Here is a 15,553-nt window from a genome sequence, read left to right as displayed (position 1 = left end):
GCTGCCCCGATCAAAGGGAACCAATGAAGGAATCACCCTCAGTCACGCGCCGCACCCTCCTGACCAGCGCCGGCTCCGCCGCGCTCGTTGCACCGCTCGCTGTTGCCGGCGCTGGGCCTGCGCTGGCCGCACCAGCTGGCCCCGGCAAAGACCCACTCCCGAAAGGACGGACCCGGATGCGCCCCTACTATCACGTCAGCGTGCCCGACAATTGGAAAAACGATCCCCAGCGTCCCGTCTACATTGACGGCGAGTACCACTACTACTACCTCTACAACGCCGACTACGTAAACGGAGGCGGCGGCACGTCCTGGCGGCGGGTCACCACCACCGATCACGTCAGCTTCCGCGACCGTGGCGTGGCGATCCCCAAGTTCAGCAACAAGAACGGGGACTGCTGGTCGGGTTCCGCGGTGGTCGATGAGCGGAACACGGCCGGCTACGGTGCCGGCGCAGTGATAGCCCTGGTGACACAGGCGCCCGATGGCCGCCAGGGGCAGTACCTCTGGTATTCCACCGATCGCGGACGCTCCTTCAAGCCTGGCAGCACCGATCCTGCCTTGCCGAACCCTGGGGTGGCAGATTTCCGGGATCCCAAAGTGATCTGGGATGGGGACCGGCAACGGTGGCTGATGATCAACGCTGAAGGCCAGAAGCTCGGCTTCTACACGTCTGCGAACCTGCGTTCCTGGCAGCGGGTGGGCGAGTTCATCCGCACCGACCTGGGGGTACTCGAATGCCCCGACCTGTTCCGAATGACCGCCGACGACGGCACCTCCCACTGGGTCTTGGGCACCAGCGCCAACGGCAAGGGCCGCGGCCTGCCCGCCACCTACGCGTACTGGACCGGTTCCTTCGATGGCAGCGCCTTCACTACCGACCGGCCCGAGCCTGAATGGCTTGATTACGGTTTCGACTTCTATGGGGCGGTGACGTACCCACACCACGACCGGACAGGGGCCGAGGACCCCAGCCTTCGCCGGGCCATCGGGTGGGCTAACTTTTGGGACTACCCGCACAACACGCCTACCCTCGCAACCGACGGGTACAACGGCGACGACATGATCGTGCGTGACCTGCGGCTGAAAAAGGGAACCACTGGCTACTACCTCGCCTCAGCCCCCACGGCGGCCCTCGCCAACCACGTCAAGCGGACCTACAAGCTGGGGGATGTGGCTGTTGCCGGCACCCACGACCTCGACGTCCGGCTTCCGGCCTACGACCTGACCTGCGAAGTTACCTGGGATCCCGCGTCGCCGACGGCGAATATCGGCTTCGAAGTATGCCGCGCCCCCGGCGGTGGCCGGCACGTTGCTGCCGGGGTGTATCTACCCGGCCCCTTTGCCTACCTGAACAGACGCCCCACCATCAACCCCACCGGCGGGGAATCCCAGACCCCGGTGGACCCCGGAACCGGCCGGATCACGGTCCGGATCCTGGTGGACCGGACCAGCGTTGAGATGTTCGTGGGAGATGGCCGGGTGGTGCACTCGCACCGTGTTTTCCCGCTCGAGGGTGACAACGGCATTCGTCTCTACGCGCACGACGGCGCGGCAACGTTCCGTAATCTGCGCATCAGCGAGATCAGCGCAACTCAGTAGGCCCGTCCGTGCCAGGAGCCCAGCGCTCCTGGCACCAGCTCGCCATCAATCCGGAGAAGGCACCACAGTGGAACCCAAGACAACAGACCGGCAGGACCTGCAGCCCAGAACTGATGTGTGCGTGGTGGGTGAGGCGCTCATTGACATCGTCACCACCGCTGCAGGCCCGGTCGAACACCCCGGTGGTTCACCGGCCAATGTGGCGTACGGGCTGGGCCGCTTGGGGGTGCCCACCGGGTTGCTGACAGCTATCGGTCCTGACAGGCGGGGTGCCGCCATCCGGGAGCATCTGCTCAGCGCTGGGGTGGCGCTTCTGCCCGGCTCGCAGTCCCTGTCCCGGACCTCCACGGCAACGGCAGTCCTGGGTGCAGATGGCTCTGCCGTGTACAGCTTCGACGTCAACTGGGATCTGGCTGGAGCCACCCTGGCTGCCCGTCCCCGGCTGGTGCACACCGGGTCCATCGCTGCGTTCCTCGCCCCAGGGGCCGCCGTCGTCAAATCCCTTGTCGAGGACATCCAGCACCACTGCACCGTCACCCTGGACCCGAACATCCGTCCGGCTCTGCTCGGCACCCACGCAGAAGCCAGGGTCATCTTTGAGGAGCTGATCCCGTCAACCGATGTGGTCAAGCTCAGCGATGAGGACGCCCGGTGGCTCTATCCCCGCAAGGACATCGAGTCCGCTGCCACACACATTCTCGGGCTGGGTGCCAGCCTGGCGGTGGTGACTATGGGGGCGGACGGCTCGCACCTTGCCTCCCGGGAAGGGACCCTGAGAATCCCTGCGGTGGCTACCGGGGTGGCAGACACCATCGGCGCTGGCGACTCCTATATGTCGGCCCTGATCCTGGGCCTGCTCACCCGGGCCACGGAAGGTTTCGCTCCGCCGGTGCTGGAAAGGATCGGACGCTGCGCCGCCGCTGCGGCCGCTATCACCGTCCGGCGGGCAGGAGCAAACCCGCCCACCCTGCAGGAACTGGAAGCGGCCCTCGGGTCACGACCGACGGCCCACGCCATCTCCTGAATCCGCTACACGTTGTGGACACCTGCCGAAGCTCTTATGGTGAGGTATGTCCTCAGAACAGCTGGCAGAAGATTTCCAAAGCTTGGTGGACACGATTGCCGGTACCGCCGACGTCCAGGCAGTCCTTCAGAGTCTGACCGAATTTGCGGCGGTGATGCTCAGTACCGCCACCGGTGAACAGATCGAGTGTGCCGTCACGTTGCACCGGCGGCGGCGGACTGCCACCATCAGCGGCAGCAGCGAGACCGCCATCGCGTTGGACAGGATTGAGCAGACCCTTGGCGATGGGCCCTGCGTCGACGCCCTCGAAAGTGGGGTTCCCGTGATCCTGTCTGACGTGCACCAGGATCAGCGCTGGCCCGAATACCAACTGGCGTTGGCGGCAGCTGGGATCGAGAGTGCCCTTGGTGTCCCCATGGACCTTGCCCACGAGTCAGGAGCTGTCCTGAACTTTTTCGCGCCCAGGCCGAGGATCTTTGAGGACGACGTGGTTGCATCGGCCAGCGGGTTCGCCGAGATGGCCAGTAAGGCCCTGCGCCTCGCCATCCGGTTGGCGGCGTCCGATCAGCGCGGCCAGGACCTCAAGTCGGCCATGGAGAACAGGACGGTGATCGACCTAGCCTGCGGGATGATTATGGCGCAGAACCGGTGCAGCCAGGACGATGCTTTCAATATTCTGCGGCGGGCGTCCAGCGACCGAAACCAGAAACTGCACCTCGTGGCGCTTTCGGTGGTGGAGCGGCTTACCGGGACCAAGAACCCGATCAGCCACTTTGACGGTTAGCGGACCCAGGATTTTGCTGCTCCGGTACTGAATTTGGGGCACACTGAAAGCGTGAGCTCAATCCCGTGGGTGTTGCATGTTGACCTGGACCAGTTCATTGCTGCCGTCGAGGTTCTGCGGCGGCCAGAGTTGGCGGGCAAACCCATCATTGTGGGCGGCCGCGGTGACCCCACCGAGCGGGCTGTGGTGTCCACGGCGTCCTATGAGGCGAGGGCGTTTGGCGTCGGTTCCGGGATGCCGCTGCGCATCGCGGCGCGGAAGGTGCCGGACGCCATCATCCTGCCGGTTGACCAGGACGCCTACCTTGCAGCGTCCGAATCCGTGATGGCTACGGTCCGCGCGCAGCCGGGTGCCACCGTCCAGGTGTTGGGGTGGGATGAGGCCTTCGTTGGCATCCAGACGGACAACCCGGAGGACTATGCCCGGCAGATCCAGGCCGCGGTGTTGGACGTGACGCAGCTGCACTGCAGCGTGGGCATCGGCGACACTCTGGTCCGCGCCAAGGTGGCCACGGGCTTCGGCAAACCCGCCGGCATCTTCCGGCTCACCCGCCAGAACTGGCTGGAGGTCATGGGTGGCCTGCCCACCCGGGAGCTGTGGGGAGTGGGCGCAAAAGTTTCAGCCCGGCTCGCCAAGCTCGGCGTGAGCACTGTTGCAGAGTTGGCTGCCGCTGATCCCCAGGACCTGGTGCCCGAATTCGGCCCGAAAATGGGCCTCTGGTATGCGGAACTGGGCCGCGGGGACGGGGCCAGCGAGGTGGACGACACCCCGTGGGTGGCCCGCGGCCACAGCCGCGAAACGACGTTCCAGAAGGACCTGACGGAGAAAGCGGAAATCGACGACGCCGTCAGGGACTTGGCAGCGCACGTCCTGGCAGATGTCGCTGCCGAAGGACGGCCGGTCATCGGTCTGAAGCTCAAGGTCAGGTACGCGCCGTTCTTCACCAAGACGCACGCGCGGAAGATTCCGGAAACGTTCGACCGAGAGGCGGTCCTGGCCAAGGCACTGGAGCTCGCCAGCATTCTCGAACCGGACCGCCCGGTCCGGCTCCTGGGATTGCGGGCCGAGATGGCCATGCCGGACGATGCCCGCCAGGGCCACACCCCCACCCGCGGCGGCTGGTGAACGAGCCGGGATTCTCGTTAAGTAAGGAATTGACGCAGCTGAATCGCGGCAGGGAATTGAGTCATAAAACCCCGTGCGCGCAACCTACTTCAAATCGTGAGCAAATTCCCCTGAGCCCTGAGCTACAGTTCTGAAATGGGCGGCCCCCACCAGCCAAGTCTCAACGATGAGACTGACAGTGCGGGCTGCAAGTTCAACGCAGAACTGGAGAAGACATGAAGATACGTCTCGCCGCAGCGGCAGGGCTCATGATGACCACGGTAGCCCTCACTTCCTGTGCCGCCACAGAATCTCCTACAGCGCCAACTTCTGCCGCGACAGAGACGAATGCTCCAGAGCCCACCCAGACCAAGGCAACGGCAACCCCAACTCCCAGCAGCACCCCGAGCTCTTCGGAAACGACCCGGATGCCCACCGCATCCACAGGCGAAACGTCTGAACCGGCCTCGACGGTGGCCACCGAAAAGGCCGGCAAGCCCCTTGCCCTGAGCGAGTTTTTCAACGTCGACCGAGACTGGAGTGAAAAGCGTTATGACGTGGCGGACCGTGCCAACATCAACGGCATCGCCTCAGAGCTGACGACCCCGGGCGCAAGCTACGCCAAGACCTTGGAATTGCGCCTTGCCAACAACTTCAACAAATTGACGTTCAAGGTAGGTCAATCCAACTCCTCGACTTCCTCCGACAAAATCGTGGAAGTGAGGGTGATTGCCAATGGCAAGCAGATTGAAATTCAAAAGGTGCCGTTCAACACCATCCAGGAAATATCCGTCCCGGTAGGCGGCGTCAACGCCCTCAAGATCCAAGTCGCCATTGATCCAGCGAGTTCACGCGACAACGACTCCGTCACCGCGGTCCTCTCCAGCATTACCCTGGACTGACCGGCGCCGACCAGATGGCCAGGGAGAACACCCAACCTCGGGTTCCATTTTCCGAGCGAAACATGATCAGGAACTTGGTGGCGATCACCACCATCGGCGCCTTCGTTGTGGGTTGCATCGCCCTGTACGCAGCAATGGTGCCCGGCCCTGGCCCCGGTACTAGTCCCAGCCAAAATGCAGAAGCGCCAGCGGCGCTCGCCGACAACACGCCCTTGCCCGAAGAATCGAAAACCGCACCGTCGGTTGCCTGCTTCAACAGCCAAGATCAGGCCGTAGCGTGCAGCGGCCAACATGCCAGCGAACTGATCGCCACGGACGGCCCTTGCACGCAAGACACGGTGATCACCTACGCTGGCGGGGCGCCCGGCACGGATGTTCTTCGCTCTGATGTCACTGCCGAACAAAGCTCCAAAGGGTGCACCGCGAAGCTGCCCAGCGGCTTTTCGGTTCAGCTCCAGAATCTCCTCACTACCGATGGTGACGCCGCCATACGCAGATGCTGGAATCGACCTACCGCTGCGGAAGTCGGCTGCGATCAAATCCACACAGCTGAAGTGGTCTTCGCCAGCTCAACTCCGGGTACGAACGTCTCCAGTTGCAGTTCCAAGGCCGATGACTTCACGAACGGGGCCTTCAGCCGGCATCTCGACAAACTGGAGTCAGTGGTCATCACCTCTGGCGGCACCGTCGAGTGCCGTGTCCAGGCTCGGGGTACCAACCAGCTCAAGGGGACAATCCGCAACTTGGGAACACGCGCCCTGCCCATCGAAGCCGAACGCTAGCCATACCCTCACCCGCGTGAAGAGTTCGGAAATCAAGGGGTCACAAACGCGCCGTCAAGGAGTAGCGTTCGCCGTAGGGGCTGCTTCGGGGCGCCCATCACCGAGGAGGCTTTTATGGGCGAGGTGTGGATTAGGACCACAGGCAACGGCCTGATCCGGGCTGACCGGATCACCGAGATTACCGAGATTACCTCCACACGAGGGTCCCTGCACGCGGACCGGGGATATCTACTCAAGATCATCGTGGACGGCAAGGGCCATGTGGTGATTGACGACGGCGATCTGCCGGGCTCCCCGGACAGCAGGCTTGAGCATGTGCGGCATCTCGAGGACGAGCTGTTGTTCGCCATCGACCAGGCACGCAGCTCCGAAGCCTCGACCATCATTACGTTTGCGCCCGACAGCCTGCATTGGACAGCTGTGCCGGTGGCTGCGCTGGCGGGTCGGCGGCCGCAGTGCGTGTGACAGCTCGCTTCGTAACAATACGAGCGATGTTGCGCAGGTCACACTGACTCCCTAATCTGATGGTGGCTGGGGAAACAGCCATGCAAGAAGCTGCAGCGTCGCAGCCAATGCGGGGGAAGGTTTTACGGAAATGACAGCAAAGCTCAATGTGGTGGTCCGGCTCGATCTGGATCACTCGGTAGCCCAGGTGATCGCCAAAGGCCACATCACCATTAACAGTGTTCATGCGCTGTACGTTGTGGCCAAGCGGGCCAACGCACTGAAGCAAAACCTGCAGGTTAACCTGGATGTCTCGCATGCTTGGGTGGATCAGGACGCCTTGGCGATGCTTCAGGCCTCGTCACGAGAACACCATTTGCCGCTCACGGTCGATCCGCAGCAGGCGCCGTGCCACATCAGTATTTTGGCGCCGCGCCGAGTCGACCACGCAGTGCCGGGCTTGGTAGCGGCCTAGCCCGCACCTCGATCTCCACGCCACCATCACCTCCAAGACCGGTTGTATCTGCACACACGGATAGCCGGACTCCGAGGTGGTGGAAAACTCTTCGCCGCCACGGGACCGCGGCAGTAGGATGGGCCCATCATGACTGGCGCGCACTCCCGTCTCCTGGCTTGGCTCGCTGCCGCGGCAATCGCCCTGGCGGCCTGCTCCCCAGCGGGCAGTGCAGCGCCTGGCGTCACGCCGGTGGCAACCACGGCAGCGCCGGCCCAAGAGACCGCCGCAGCCCAAATGGCCGCAGCAGCCCCGGCGTCGTCGGCCCCTTCCGCAGCGGAACCGCCGGTAGCCGCGCCACCCCCGGAAACCCCGCAACCCTACGCCGTCAACCTCTTCCAGGAGGGCGATTGGGTCCCCCAGTACACGTTCGACTGGTGCGTTGCGGCGAGCATCCAGATGGCGCACAATCTCATCGACGACACCGGCGGCAGCACCTGGGCGGACAGCGGCCAGCAAAGCGCGCTCTGGGAACGCGCGCGGGCGCTCTCCGCCAACGCCTACAACGGCGCCAACCCGTTCGGCTGGGCGCAGGTCCTCACCGAATCCGGGATGGGACCCTACGCCGTCGTCAGCATCGCCACGTACGACGACGCCGTCCGGACTGCCGCCCGCGCCCTCGCCGAAACGGGACGCCCAGTAGGCCTGGTCATGTGGAGCGGTCGGCATGCGTGGGTGATGAGCGGTTTCGAGTCAGTCGGAGATCCACAGAAGTTCGCCGATTTCACGGTCACAGGCGTCAACATCCTGGACCCGCTCTACCCGCATGGCGACACCAAATGGGGGCCATCTCCCGCTCCGAACAGCCTACTCACGCCCCAGGAGCTGGCGGCGCAGTTCGTGATCCGCGAGCCGCGGCGCTGGAGCAGCGACCTGGAAGAAGGCTTCCTCCTGGTTCTGCCCCGCGACTCCTGAGAGTCAGCTGCGCCGGGCCTCCAGCGCTTCGGTCAGCAGCGCCACCAGGGCACCCAACTGGATGTCCTCCGAGGACGTAATGTCCTCGTCCGACCCGTCCAGTGCCCGGGCCGCGAGCCCAGCCTTGGAATCGATCAGCTGCGCCACCTTGGAGTCGATGGTCTGCGCCGCAATGATGCGCCACGCCGTCACCGGTTCTGCCTGGCCAATGCGGTGCACGCGGTCAATGGCCTGCGTCTGCTCGGCATCCGTCCACGAGAGCTCAGCAAGCACCACGTTGGAGGCAACCTGCAGGTTCAGGCCCACGCCGGCGGCACTGAGGGAACACACCACGACGGCGACATCGGGATCGTTGATGAACGCGTCGATGTTCTCCTGCCGCTGCTTGGCCGACTGGTCTCCGCGGATGGACGAGTAACGCAGCCCGCGGCGGGCAAAGGTCTCTTCGGCGACGTCCATGACGTCGATGTGCTTGGCGAAGAACACCACCTTGCCCACGTTGCGGGCCAGTTGGGCTGCGTAGTCTGCGGCCAGTCCAGCCTTGGCCTGGCCGATCTTTCGCATGACGCCAAAGACGTTTTCTTCCGGCCCGGCGCTCTTGGTGTCTTCGCGTTCCCAGCGGGCAACGCGCCGCACCAGTTCGTGGTCGATGCCAGCCACGGGCACGCTGGAGCGGCGGTGTTCCAGCGCTGAATCGTAGCGTTGCACCAGGCGGTTTGCCAGGTCACGCTCGGCGGCGCGGATGGTCCGGCCAGCCTCATCATCGAGCTCAACGGGAAGGTCAGCGATCCGCCGGGCGGGGATGTCTGCGGCCACGTCCACCTTGCGGCGCCGCACAATACCCAGGTCCACCACGCTGCCCCGGGCTGCGGTGTAGAAACCGGAGTCAGCGGGCGTCAGGCCATTTTCCTCCAGCGATCTCATCAGTTTCGCCAGCGGTTTCTTGTCGTCAATCCAGCCCAGGAACTGCCAGATGGCGCGGAAATCTTCGATGTCATTGATCAGTGGCGTACCCGTCAAAGCCATCAGCAGCGGGCGAGCCGAGCGTTCGCGGATCTGCGCAGAGAGCTGCAGGACGTGCTGCGAGCGCTGCGAGGTTTTGTTCTTGATGAAGTGGGCCTCGTCCACCACCATGCCGCGGAAACCAAACGTGCCCAGCCAACCCACGTGCCGGTCCAGGACCTCGTAATTGACCACCACGATGTCCGCGAAGCCGTCAATAGTGTCGCCGTTGCCGTTCACCACGGTGGCGGTGCGGCGGGGAGTCCAGCGTTCCGCTTCGCGCGCCCAGTTGGTCTTGACCACGTTGGGCACCACCACCAACAGCGGGAAAGCATCGGCGGCCTCGGCGGCAAGGAGTGCCTGCGCCGTCTTGCCGAGCCCGGGCTCGTCGGCCAGGAGGAAGGTCCGGTGACCATCAGCGGCGGCGCCCACCAACTGCGCCTGGTGCTTCATCAGTTCCAGACCCACGGGGGCCTTGACCGCTGTCGTATCCGGCAAATCCATGCAGGAACTCGCGCCGCCGTACTCGAAAGAGCGGAACAACGGGCCCAAAAGCTCCCAACTGCTGAGCCTGCCGGTAGGCCGGTTATGGTCGACGGCGGAGAAATCGGGGGCGAGGAAGGGGTTGGCCAACTGCCGGGAGACCACGGACTGGGGAACCACGCTGCGCTCCGGCACCACGGCGAAGGGGTCCAGCACGGGATCGGGTTTGGGCGCCTCGGCGACCTCAACACCCGCGGCCCGCTGCATGTCGCGCTTGAGGCTGACGGCGGCGTCGGAGACGGGCGCGTCCTCAGGCAGGAGCACCAGCAGCGAGGTGTCCCGCGCGGCGGTCTTCGCGAGGATGGTGGCCACCCCGTCGAGGCGTTTGAGCTGCTCAGCCCGCTGCGTTTCGGTGCTCTCCGGATCGTTCTTGATCCGAGCCCGCTCTTCGCGGACCAGGAGGGCCACCACCTGGAAGGTGGTCCTGCCCGCAGGCCGGACCTTGCCTCGTTGCGCGGCTCCCTCTACCTCGCGGACGGCCTTGGCCAACACGGGAATCATGCCCTCATTGTCGAGATCGCGTGGGCGGCGGGTTGCCCGCTGTCCCCCGCGGCGTGCACCGCCGGCTGAACGGCCGGCGTCGCCGGAGCGTCCTGAATCGCCAGTGGTGGCGCCCCTGCGGGCAGTGCCTGATTGGCGTTGGCCTCGAGCCAAGAACTTCTCCTCCGATAGACCGCAATTCAGCGGACGGGCGGACCCGACGTGGACTGCCGGGACACTTCGGGGCCAATTAAAGCCCCTCCCGGACCCTGCAGCGCAGCCAGATGCTACGAACGGGAACCAGCACAGAGGTGCTGTCCCCCTACAACGGGACCGGTGACCCCGGTAGCCGAAGCAACCTTGCTCCGGACTGACGCCAGAACTGGAAAGGCTGCACGGCGAGAGGGCCGGTACTCCCCCATCCTACCGTGGTGGCTGGTCTTCCGCGCGTAGTTCCCGATCTTCGGGCTTAACCGGCCCGGCACCGTGCCCGCGGGTAGCGATGCGTACTTCACTTGCACAAAAGCGAGTACACACGAGTTGGCTGCTCCCAAAGTCGAGTACCCCGTACTCGTGTGCCCCAGCTCCCACTCTCATAAGTTCGTACGTAGCCTATGTGCAGCATGGGGGAAATGTTTTTTACGGGGGCAATACAGTGACAGCACGTCCATTAGTGGTGGGGCAAGACTTGGCAACTGAGCCAAGTGAAGTGGGGAATGGACAGCAGGCGGACCAGCCAGCATCTGTGCCATCAGGGTATTTGTTGGACCTGGTTTCCAACACGGAGTCCGAGCAGGGCTCCCTGCGCCGCCTCACTGAGGTAGCGGCGCAGACCATCAGCAGCCTGGCCGGCGTCGATATTGACTGTGCGGCCACCTTGAAGCGAGTGCGACGAGGCACTCTCAGCGCAGCCAACAACCAGCGGGCCGCAACACTCGCGGCGTTGGAAGACGGCGGCGGACCCATGGCAGATGCCTTGGGCTCCGTAGGCTCAGTGGTGGTAGGTACGTACGGTGGCAGCTTGGCCATTCCGGTCCGGTTAGACGCCGGCTCAACCTGCGCCTTGGTGCTGCTGGGACCCGCCGGGTTCAAGTTCGCGCCCGAGGTAGTAGGGGAAGCTCACCGGTTCGCCGCTGTGGCATCGCATAGCCTCAAACTGGCGCTCGAAGTACACGGCATCCGGTCAGCAGCAGACAACCTGGGCACTGTCCTGGAAAGCCGCAAATCCATTGACGTGGCCTGCGGAGTGATCATGGCCCAAACGCGTTCCACCTATTCGGACGCCTTCGGGAAGCTGGCCCACACCTCGCAACTGCGTGGCCTCCAAGTCTCCAGCGTGGCCGAAAGCGTTCTGCAAAACCTGACGTCGGACCAGACGGCCAAATCCAGCAGGTAAAGGGCGCAACAGCTCCGGGAGGGCTGCCGTTTTGGGCGCAACAGCTCCGGGAGGGATGGGGTTACAGGCGTGAAAGCTCCGGGAGGGTTGGTGGGGGCACGCAAATACCCGGCGCGTTGCCGTGCCGGGTATTTGTGTTCCCTGATGTGCACTACCTACGTGATGAGGTAACTGTGCTCCACATCCGCTGGTGCTTGGGCCTTCCGGGCGAAGGTCAGGGACGTGGCAATGGCGTGAAACCCGATCGCCGGCAGCAACACCGCTGCACACGTGACGGAAACCGCGGCAAGACCGACTTTCTCAATGCTGAGACGGTGTGACGTGCGGCGACTACGGCGCACGTCATCAATGAGATTGATCATGAAGTGAGCTTATGAGTCCCTACTTCGCTCCGCCCGAGTAGCCAGTACGCGCCTTTTTACGCGGTGACTACCTGTATCCGTCAACGATCGCGGCGGCGATCTCCTTGTAGGCCCTGCGGGTCTCCGGACGGAGCGCGCTCAGGGTCACCAGATCCCCGTCAGCCACTCCCCGATCGTGCGGCACGGCAATGAGTTGGCGGCAGATTCCCGCGAGGTGCTCCTCAATGGCGTCCTTGTCCACACGGGAAGAAACCTCATCCTTATCCGTGATGACAACGATGGCATTCCGGGCCAGATCTTCGTACCCGTGGCTGGCCAACCAGCTCAGGGTGCTGCGGGCCCGCTTGGCGCCACTAACGGCATAGCCTGCAGCGATGACCAAGTTGTCGGCGGATTGCAGGATCCCGCTCATCGCCTTGTGGGTCACGCCGGTCCCGCAGTCTGTCAGGGCAACGGAGTAGTAGTTGGAGATGAGTTTGCGGATCTGCAGGTACTCGGCAGCCGTGAGGGAGTCCGAGAGCTCCGGATCCTGTTCGCCCGCAATGAGGTGCAGGCGGCCGGCGTGGTGCATGTAGCGCGCCAGGGACGTCAGCGAATCAATCGAGTCAATGTTGTTGAGCAGGTCGGTAATGGTGCGGGGCGTGGACCGCTGATAGATGCCCTCGCCCAAGGCCCGCTCCACAAGGTCGCCGGAGTCCGGGTTGGCGTCGATGGCGCAGGGAGCATCTCCGCGGTACTCGGCCAGCATCAAACCCACGCCAACAGTGGTGGATGTTTTGCCGATCCCGCCCTTGAGACTTAACACAGCAGTGTTATAACTGCCCTGGAGCTGGCGCGAAATCCGCAGCGCCAGTTCGTCTTCTTCGCGCTGCTTGGCACCCGGACCCATGTTCCAGGCCCCGCCGGTCACGTCATAGAGGGCTCCCCGCACGCCACCAACGGGCCGGGGCTTCTGTTCCTTGACGAACGAACCCGGCGAGCTGATGAAGTCAGGCATGGGGGTGTCCGAGATGGTATCGGCCACAGTAGGCCGCACCCGGCGCAGGCTGGGTTGAGCATTGGGTACCGGCGGAACCGATCCCGCCGCAGGCGTTGCGGGGCCATCCACGGAAGCAGGCGTTGGCGGGGCATCCACCGAAGCAGCATCGGCTGCAGCAGCCGCGGCCGCCCACGAGGAGCGGGGCGCAGGCTGGGGTCCTTCGTCGGACCGGCTGGATGGTGCGGACGTGATGATTGGCATGGTTCCTGTCCGGGGTCCCGCCGCGTCGCCACCGGAGCGACGGAGATCGCGACGGCGGCTGGGCAGCGATTGCCCTGCGTCCCCTGCTGATGAGCTTGCGTTCTGATCTGCCGGATCGGGCATGGCAGTCCCCCCGGGACGAAAGGCCGCAAAAGTGCAGCGTTGGTTGAGTGTGTAAGTTTAGGCGCTTGCTGCTCCCCGAGCGGCAGCGTCCCGCATGGGTTTAGCGTTCCCTCGAGGTCTCCCGCAGCCGCTTGATAAACCAGCGGGACTGCTCCGGCCCGTACGGCAGGATGGGGATGGCCTTGGTGGCGTCGCTAGGCATGTCGCGGATGGACTGCGTTGCCTGCCGCACAGCGGTAGTCATGGTGTTAGCCATGGTGTTGACGAATTCGTCGCTGCAGGGTTGGCCGTGGCCAGGAATCAGGAATTCGTAGCGGTGCCGGAGCGCGGAAATATGACGCAGCGAATCGGCCCAGTCTTCGGGGAACGAATCCTCAAATGACGGGTGGGCGCCTTGTTCCACCAGGTCGCCAACGTAAAGGGTGGTGGGCGTTCCCACCAGGAGGTCACCGTCAGTGTGTCCGCGGCCCAAGTAGAACAGGGTGGCGGTAATGCCACCCAGATCCACCAGCACGGGCTGGTCCTTCACAATGGCGTTGGGCACCACGAGCTCGATGTTTTGGCCTTCGCCAGCAGCCATTTCCGGCTCCAGGGTTCCCACGAAGCGCCGCTGAAGATCACCGCGCGCGTCAATCTCGGCAGCGCAATTCTCATGTGCCCAGAAATCAGTGGCGCCGTCCTCGGCGAAGACCGCGTTCCCAAAAAAATGGTCGTAATGCGCATGCGTGTTCACCACCACCAGGGGCAGGGAGGTTTTGCTCCGTACCGCATCCAGGATCTCGCGCCCTTGCCGGGGCCCACAGCCGGTGTCGATGACCAAGGCTCTTTGGGCCCCCACCACCAACCCGGTGTTGAGCTGAGACCCCTCGGTGATCAAGACGTAATTGTCCGGGCCGACTTCTAGCCACTCCGCCATGGTGTGTCCGTACCTCCCGCAGTACTGCGATCGCGTTCTGTTGGGACTGAGTCTACCCAGTCACCGGTCCGGAAGCGGGGATGCCCGCGTCCACGCCCACCTCATCCTTTTGGCTACCATCGCAGGCTGACCGGGCTGTCCCATGCCAATCTATGCAGACGGACCCGCTGGGGGAACGTGAGTTTGAATGTCCGGGCCAACCGCGAGCGGCGCCCGGAGCCGGGGGGCATCAGCTGTGGGGGCCAAGCGATTTAAGCAGGTACTGGACGGTTCGGGCACAGTCCCGGACCCAACTCCCGGGCTACCGCTTGCCGTCCGGCCCAGCCATAACCAGCAGGTGGGAGTCAAAGCCATCCGCTTTGGCGCCACCGTCATCATGGAGGTGGCGGCCAGCCCGGGAGTGCTGCAGGTACGTGCTCCAGCCCCGGGCACCGATGAGGTGCTTTGCTACTTTGTCAGGGACAGCCCGGTAACCATTGACGGCCGCACCCAGGGTCTCATCACCTCCCAGCCCGGATCCTGCTGGCTGGGCAGCGGGCTTGCCAGCTTCAGCGCCTACTGGAGCTCGCCCGGTCGGGTCATCGTGGCCAAGATCCCCCGCCAAGTTCTGGTTGACTTTGGCATTGCCGCGGGAACCCAACCCACCGCGTTTCGGCAGGACAGTGCGCTGCTTGCCCCTGTGGCACAATTCCTCGAGTCCCTGGTGCAGGACAATGCCACCGCCTCCAATGTGGCCGCCTACTTCATGGAGAAGCTGGTGCACGAAATGCTTGGCGGGCTCTTCCTGGAGCACCACGGGGCGGGACAGGGTGGGCGTAAACCGGCGTTGTACGACAGGGCCATGGCGTTCATCGCTGCGTCCGCCGGCGATCCAACACTGACACCGCACCTTCTGGCCCAAGAGTTCAACGTCTCCTTGCGTCAACTGCAGCGTGAATTTCACAAACGCGGGGTGGCCGTGGCCGAGCAGATCCGCCAGGGCCGGATCGACCTAGCGTTGCGGCTGCTGACCGACCCCGCCTACGCCGTGCTCAGCCTGGAGCAGGTGGCAGCCAACTCCGGATTCGCGTCACTGGGCCACCTCCGCCGCACCCTGCAAGCCGCAGGCTACGGCTCGCCCAGGGACGTCCGGTCCCTGGGCCGACCAGCTGCCTGAACTTCTGCGCAAACGCTGACCTCTAACTTTTGCGACACCTTGCTTCACGGGATGCGACACCTTCTGGCGATTAGGGCCACGCCCGGCAGTCGGTGCCACAGATTGGGTGCAGAGCATCCGTACGGGCGTTCTGCACGCCATGCTCCTGATTCACAAATCTGGCGAATCGCTCAGTCGGCACCGGCAGTAAGGAATTCGGTTCTGTCAGCTCCACGCTGGTTTTCTGCAGCGCAAACTAAATCCTTGTGGCGCCTTCCCCACGGAG

General features: G+C 64.1%; 15 protein-coding genes. 11 read left to right on the top strand and 4 right to left on the bottom strand.

The window, feature by feature from the left end:
- Nucleotides 1-23 precede the first annotated feature (23 nt).
- From PSET11_RS07065 to PSET11_RS07025, 9 genes are all read left to right on the top strand, one after another.
- Nucleotides 24-1,601, top strand: a complete 1,578-nt coding sequence (locus PSET11_RS07065; protein WP_238989067.1) for a glycoside hydrolase family 32 protein — start codon at nt 24-26, stop codon at nt 1,599-1,601.
- Nucleotides 1,602-1,668: 67 nt separating this feature from the next.
- Complete coding sequence (locus tag PSET11_RS07060; protein ID WP_124091398.1) at nt 1,669-2,625, top strand: carbohydrate kinase family protein; 957 nt, start codon at nt 1,669-1,671, stop codon at nt 2,623-2,625.
- A 46-nt stretch (nt 2,626-2,671) separates the two neighbouring features.
- Complete coding sequence (locus PSET11_RS07055; protein WP_124091397.1) at nt 2,672-3,409, top strand: GAF and ANTAR domain-containing protein; 738 nt, start codon at nt 2,672-2,674, stop codon at nt 3,407-3,409.
- A gap of 51 nt (nt 3,410-3,460) precedes the next feature.
- Nucleotides 3,461-4,534: a DNA polymerase IV gene (locus PSET11_RS07050; protein ID WP_451965627.1), complete on the top strand. Its 1,074-nt coding sequence runs from the start codon at nt 3,461-3,463 to the stop codon at nt 4,532-4,534.
- Nucleotides 4,535-4,749: 215 nt separating this feature from the next.
- Entirely contained in the window at nt 4,750-5,415 is a 666-nt protein-coding gene (locus tag PSET11_RS07045; RefSeq protein WP_124091396.1) for a hypothetical protein, read from the top strand.
- A gap of 62 nt (nt 5,416-5,477) precedes the next feature.
- On the top strand, nt 5,478-6,197 hold the full coding sequence (locus PSET11_RS07040) for a hypothetical protein (RefSeq protein ID WP_124091395.1): 720 nt from the start codon (nt 5,478-5,480) through the stop codon (nt 6,195-6,197).
- A 114-nt stretch (nt 6,198-6,311) separates the two neighbouring features.
- On the top strand, nt 6,312-6,662 hold the full coding sequence (locus tag PSET11_RS07035; protein WP_124091394.1) for a thioredoxin domain-containing protein: 351 nt from the start codon (nt 6,312-6,314) through the stop codon (nt 6,660-6,662).
- A gap of 130 nt (nt 6,663-6,792) precedes the next feature.
- Nucleotides 6,793-7,116: a hypothetical protein gene (locus PSET11_RS07030; RefSeq protein ID WP_124091393.1), complete on the top strand. Its 324-nt coding sequence runs from the start codon at nt 6,793-6,795 to the stop codon at nt 7,114-7,116.
- A gap of 129 nt (nt 7,117-7,245) precedes the next feature.
- Entirely contained in the window at nt 7,246-8,070 is an 825-nt protein-coding gene (locus PSET11_RS07025) for a hypothetical protein (RefSeq protein ID WP_124091392.1), read from the top strand.
- 3 nt (nt 8,071-8,073) lie between these two features.
- On the opposite strand, the gene PSET11_RS07020 is transcribed toward PSET11_RS07025, so the two are convergent.
- The gene (locus tag PSET11_RS07020) at nt 8,074-10,116 is read right to left on the bottom strand and encodes a DEAD/DEAH box helicase (protein ID WP_124091474.1); all 2,043 of its coding nucleotides are present in this window, start codon (nt 10,114-10,116) and stop codon (nt 8,074-8,076) included.
- A gap of 724 nt (nt 10,117-10,840) precedes the next feature.
- Between PSET11_RS07020 and PSET11_RS07015 the strand changes: the two genes are divergently transcribed.
- Nucleotides 10,841-11,491 carry an ANTAR domain-containing protein gene (locus PSET11_RS07015; protein WP_238989066.1) on the top strand — a complete coding sequence of 217 codons (651 nt, stop codon included), beginning with the start codon at nt 10,841-10,843 and terminating at the stop codon, nt 11,489-11,491.
- Nucleotides 11,492-11,646: 155 nt separating this feature from the next.
- On the opposite strand, the gene PSET11_RS07010 is transcribed toward PSET11_RS07015, so the two are convergent.
- From PSET11_RS07010 to PSET11_RS07000, 3 genes are all read right to left on the bottom strand, one after another.
- Nucleotides 11,647-11,853 carry a hypothetical protein gene (locus PSET11_RS07010; RefSeq protein WP_124091390.1) on the bottom strand — a complete coding sequence of 69 codons (207 nt, stop codon included), beginning with the start codon at nt 11,851-11,853 and terminating at the stop codon, nt 11,647-11,649.
- Between the two features lie 67 nt (nt 11,854-11,920).
- Nucleotides 11,921-13,093 carry a MinD/ParA family ATP-binding protein gene (locus PSET11_RS07005; RefSeq protein WP_238989065.1) on the bottom strand — a complete coding sequence of 391 codons (1,173 nt, stop codon included), beginning with the start codon at nt 13,091-13,093 and terminating at the stop codon, nt 11,921-11,923.
- Between the two features lie 223 nt (nt 13,094-13,316).
- On the bottom strand, nt 13,317-14,132 hold the full coding sequence (locus tag PSET11_RS07000) for an MBL fold metallo-hydrolase (protein WP_124091389.1): 816 nt from the start codon (nt 14,130-14,132) through the stop codon (nt 13,317-13,319).
- 337 nt (nt 14,133-14,469) lie between these two features.
- Between PSET11_RS07000 and PSET11_RS06995 the strand changes: the two genes are divergently transcribed.
- A complete protein-coding gene (locus PSET11_RS06995; RefSeq protein WP_160118970.1) occupies nt 14,470-15,288 on the top strand; it encodes a helix-turn-helix domain-containing protein in 819 nt (272 codons plus the stop codon).
- Nucleotides 15,289-15,553: the final 265 nt, after the last annotated feature.

Source organism: Arthrobacter ulcerisalmonis (assembly GCF_900609065.1).
Lineage (GTDB): Bacteria > Actinomycetota > Actinomycetes > Actinomycetales > Micrococcaceae > Arthrobacter > Arthrobacter ulcerisalmonis.
This window is presented reverse-complemented; position numbering and strand designations above follow the sequence as displayed.